Source organism: Pseudomonas sp. P4_C3 (genome assembly GCF_056402075.1).
In genome coordinates this window covers 1-948 of record NZ_JBFUIC010000690.1, presented here as the reverse complement: position 1 = coordinate 948, position 948 = coordinate 1, and the positions used below count along the sequence as shown (strand labels likewise).

The window sequence follows — 948 nt, the reverse complement described above, 5'->3', positions numbered from 1 at the left end:
GGGGTCGATGCGGTTCATCGGCCTTGTGTGCCCACCCTGCAATCCTTGAGTGCCGCACCCGTGACTGCCGTGAAACACGGGGCTGTGCGCATGAGGATGGAAGGGCGGATGGCGTTTTATCATAGGTGCTACAGATGTTTAAGAAAGTGAACACGGCCCTGCTGGGGCTGGCTTTGTCGATGGGGATGTCATCCGTCCACGCGCAAGAGGCCAAGAAAGTCGATGTGCTGCTGATTGGCGGCGGCATCATGAGCGCGACCCTGGGTGTCTGGCTCAATGAGCTGGAACCTGGCATGTCGATGGAAATGGTCGAGCGCCTCGACGGCGTCGCCCAGGAAAGCTCCAACGGCTGGAACAACGCCGGTACCGGTCACTCCGCCCTGGCCGAGCTGAACTACACCCCGGAAGACGAGAACGGCAAGGTTTCGATCCCGAAGGCCGTTGAAATCAACGAAGCGTTCCAGATCTCCCGTCAGTTCTGGGCCTGGCAGGTTCAGCAAGGCGTGCTGAAGAACCCGCGTTCGTTCATCAACTCCACGCCGCACATGAGCTTCGTGTGGGGCGATGACAACATCAAGTTCCTGAAAAAACGCTACGAAGCCCTGCAAGCGAGCCCGCTGTTCGCCGGCATGCAGTATTCCGAAGACCCGGCTGTGATCAAGCAGTGGGTGCCGCTGATGATGGAAGGGCGTGACCCGAACCAGAAGATCGCCGCCACCTGGAGCCCGCTCGGCACCGACATGAACTTCGGCGAAATCACCCGTCAGTTCGTTGCGCACCTGCAAACCACGCCGAAGTTCGACTTGAAGCTGTCCAGCGAAGTGCAGGACATCACCAGGAACGAAGACGGCAGCTGGCGCGTCAGCTACAAGAACCTGAAAGACGGCAGCAAGACCGAAACCGACGCCAAGTTCGTGTTCATCGGCGCCGGCGGCGGTGCCCTGCACC

General features: G+C 60.0%; 1 protein-coding gene. It reads left to right on the top strand.

Going from position 1 to position 948, the window contains the following annotated elements; genetic code table 11:
• Positions 1-134: 134 nt before the first annotated feature.
• Positions 135-948, top strand: an 814-nt coding sequence (locus AC1DVH_RS31810; RefSeq protein WP_477757124.1) for a malate:quinone oxidoreductase, incomplete at its 3' end; no start/stop codon positions are given.